Genomic DNA, 3,414 nt, shown 5'->3' with positions numbered 1-3,414 from the left:
TCGGGAGTGACAATTAACGCACCCGCGGCGCACATTGGCACCCGCCACCTCAGCCATTGACAATTGGGCGGCGTGGTTCCCGTATTCGCGCGTGAACCCGAGCATGCATCTCGTCTATCTCTGCGGGGAGTATCCCCCGGCGTCGCACGGCGGGATTGGCACGTTCACCCGCGCCATGGCCCACGCCATGACGGCACGCGGGCACACGGTCACGGTGCTGGGGGTGCAACGCGGACTGGGGGCCGTGCGCGACGAGCGCGACGGCCTCGTGCGTGTGCTGCGCCTCCCCTCGCGCGGGGGCGGCGCGGGGGCGCTGGCCGATGCGCGCGCCCTGGGCACCGCGCTGGCCACCGTGCACGCGCAGCAGCCGGTGCAACTCATCGAGGGGCCGGAAGGGGCCTTCGCGCTGCTGCCGCTGCCGCGCGGGGTGGCGCGGGTGGTGCGGCTGCACGGCGGGCACCACTTCTTTGCGCACCTCGAAGGGCGCCCGCTGCGCCGCTGGCGCGCCTGGGCCGAACGCCGCTCGCTGCGCCGCGCCACGCACCTGTGCGCCGTGAGCGACTTCGTGGCGCGCACCACCGCTGCGCTCGTGCCATCGCTGGCAGCGCGGCCGGTCACGGTGCTCCCCAACCCGGTGGACACGCAGCAGTTCGCCCCCCGCCCCGACGTGGCGCAGCACCCCGGGCAGGTGCTGTTCGTGGGGACGCTGTGCGACAAGAAGGGGGTGCGCGAGCTGCTGCAGGCCTTTGCCATCGTGGCGCCGCAGTGGCCCCACGCCACGCTCGAGCTCATCGGCCGCGACAGCCGGGACCCGGCCACGGGCGGTTCCTACGCCCAAGCCATGGCGGGGCTCGTGCCCTCGGCGCTGTTTTCGCGCGTGCGCTTTGCCGGCGTACTGGCGAACGCCGAGGTGGCCGAGGCGCTCGCGCGCACCACGCTGTTCGTGTTTCCCTCCAAGGCCGAAGCGCAGGGGCTGGCGGCGCTCGAGGCCATGGCCACCGGCGCCCCGTGCATCATCAGTGCCCGGGGCCCGGGGCCCGAAACGGCGGTGCACGAGGAGAGCGCCCTGCTGGTGGACCCCACGAATGTGCCGGCGTTGGCGGCCGCCATGACGCGGCTCCTTGGCGACGCCCCGCTACGCGCACAGCTGGGCGCCGCCGCCCGCGCCCGCTGCCTCGCGCACTTCGATCTGGCGCAGCTGGCGCCGCGCAACGAGGCGTTCTACGCGCGCTGTGTGGCCGAGGCGCGTGATGGATGACGTAATCGCCGGCGCTGGCCCCGGCGGCGTACTGCGGCTGGCCATCGTATCGCACGTGGTGCACTACCAGCACGATGGGCGGCTCTTTGCCTACGGCCCGTACGCGCGGGAAATCGACGTGTGGGCGTCGCTGTTTCCCGAGGTGGTCATCGTGTCGCCGCTGCGGCACGCGCCGCCTCCCGCCGATGCCGCCCCGCTGGGGGCGCGCAACGTGGCGGTGCGGGCCTTTCCCGAGTCGGGGGGAACGAGTACGGCGGCCAAGCTCTGGCAGGCGGTGCGGGCGCCCTGGCTGGCGTGGCGGCTCTGGCGGCTGCTGGGCGATGCCCACGCCATTCATGTGCGCTGCCCCGGCAACGTGGGGCTGCTGGGGGCGCTGGTGGCGCCGCTGCGGTCGCGCCGGCTGGTGGCCAAGTATGCCGGGCAGTGGGGCGGGTATGCGGGCGAGGCGGCCACGGTGCGCTGGCAGCGCTGGCTGCTGCGCTCCCGCTGGTGGCACGGCCCGGTCACCGTGTACGGGCGCCAGCCCGGCGACCCGGCGCACATCGTGCCCTTCTTCACGGCGTCGTTCACCCCGCAGCAGCTGGCGCGGGCGCAACGCGCGGCCTCGGCTCGCGCCGCCGTGCCGGTGCCGCCGTACCGTGTGCTGTTCGTGGGGCGGTTGAGTGCGGCCAAGCGGGCCCACGTGGTGCTCGAGGCGGTGGCGCAGCTGCCCGCCAGCGTGGTGAGCGCCTGCACCATTGTGGGCGACGGCCCCGAGCGGGCGCGTCTCGAGGCACAGGCAGCGGGGGACCCGCGGGTACGCTTCACCGGCGCCCTGCCATTGGACGACGTGCTCACGCAGTACGAGACGCACGACGTGCTGGTGCTGGTGAGTGAGACCGAAGGGTGGCCCAAGGTGGTCCACGAGGCGCAGGCGTTTGGGCTGCGGGTGGTGACGCCGCACGGGGAGGCGGGGCAGACCGCACGGCCTGCCGGGGCGCCGACCGCGACGGCGCGGCCCACCGCTACCGACGTCGCGCGGGCCATTGCGCACGCACCACCGGACGGGATAGCCGTGTCCGGCAACAGGGGAGCCGCTGCGTACGACCTGAACGCCCTGGGCAATGCGCTGCTGGCGCTCCTGCTCCGGGCGTGGAGCGACCCGCGGCAAGTAGATTTCCCCGAATGACGGGCCCCGCACCCCGATCCCTGTATCTCCCCGACCACCGCACCGGCGGTAGCCTCGAGACACGCCCCGGCGAGTCGGCGATGGACGGCCCGGCGCTGCTGCCCGTGCTGCTCGGCCTTGTGCTGCTGCATCTGGCGCTTGGCGTGGGCGTTTCCATTGACGACCGCCTGGTGCGGGTGCACGGGGCTCTGGTCATTGGCGCCACGCTGCTGGCCGCGGTCACCGACGGCGCGGCGCGCCTCCCGTATGCCTTTGCCTACGTGGCCGGCAGCGAGGTGCTCTGGCGCTTCATGCGCGAGGGTCTCCCGTGGGAAACGGCCAAGTACCTCTGCATCCTGGCCGGGGCGCTGGCCCTCATGCGCTTCCGCAGCACGTCAGGGCCGCCATGGCTGCTGGTGGCGTTCGCGCTGCTGCTGCTGCCGTCGGTGCTCGTGCCGGCCGGGCAGCCCGACATCTCCGACCGCTCGCTGCGGCAGGGCACGCTCACCACGCTGGCACCGGCATTCGCGCTGCTCATGATGAGCTGGGCCCTTCGCAGCGAGCGGGCCAACCGGCCCAACACCATCACGCTGCTGCTCGCGCTGGCCCTGCCCATCGTGTCCATTGCGGCACTCACGGGGCACCGCACGCTCACCGCCACGCAAATCGTCTTCACCGGCGAGAGCAACTTCGCCACCTCGGGGGGCTTTGGCCCCAACCAGGTGTCCACCGTGCTTGGCGTGGGAGCGCTGGCATGCACCCTGGTCGCGGCACTGCACCGGCGGCTGCTGGTATCGCTGGTGGCGCTGTTGGTGGCCGCGGGGCTGGCCGTACAGAGCGCCATGACCTTTTCGCGCGGTGGGCTGTATGCCGCCGTCCTGGCCATCGTGGCGGGCATGCTCATGGCTCCCGGCTCCCCGGTGGTGCGCCGCGCGTTGGTGCCCGCCGCCGCGGCGCTGGTGGGCGGGCTGGCCGTGGTGCTGCCGATCGTCAACGGCTTCACCGGTGG

At 73.3% G+C, this 3,414-nt stretch carries 3 protein-coding genes; all 3 read left to right on the top strand.

The annotated features are described in order from the left end of the window. The first annotated feature begins 103 nt into the window (after window positions 1–103). On the top strand, window positions 104–1,258 hold the full coding sequence (locus tag LW840_RS14105; protein WP_291277210.1) for a glycosyltransferase family 4 protein: 1,155 nt from the start codon (window positions 104–106) through the stop codon (window positions 1,256–1,258). Beyond that, window positions 1,251–2,426: a glycosyltransferase gene (locus tag LW840_RS14100; RefSeq protein ID WP_291277211.1), complete on the top strand. Its 1,176-nt coding sequence runs from the start codon at window positions 1,251–1,253 to the stop codon at window positions 2,424–2,426. The genes LW840_RS14105 and LW840_RS14100 overlap by 8 nt, the downstream gene beginning before the upstream one ends. Then, window positions 2,423–3,414, top strand: a 992-nt coding sequence (locus LW840_RS14095; RefSeq protein ID WP_291277209.1) for a hypothetical protein, incomplete at its 3' end; no start/stop codon positions are given. The genes LW840_RS14100 and LW840_RS14095, both read left to right, overlap by 4 nt.

This window comes from Gemmatimonas sp., from assembly GCF_021298855.1.
Classification (GTDB): Bacteria; Gemmatimonadota; Gemmatimonadetes; order Gemmatimonadales; family Gemmatimonadaceae; genus Gemmatimonas.
This window is presented reverse-complemented; position numbering and strand designations above follow the sequence as displayed.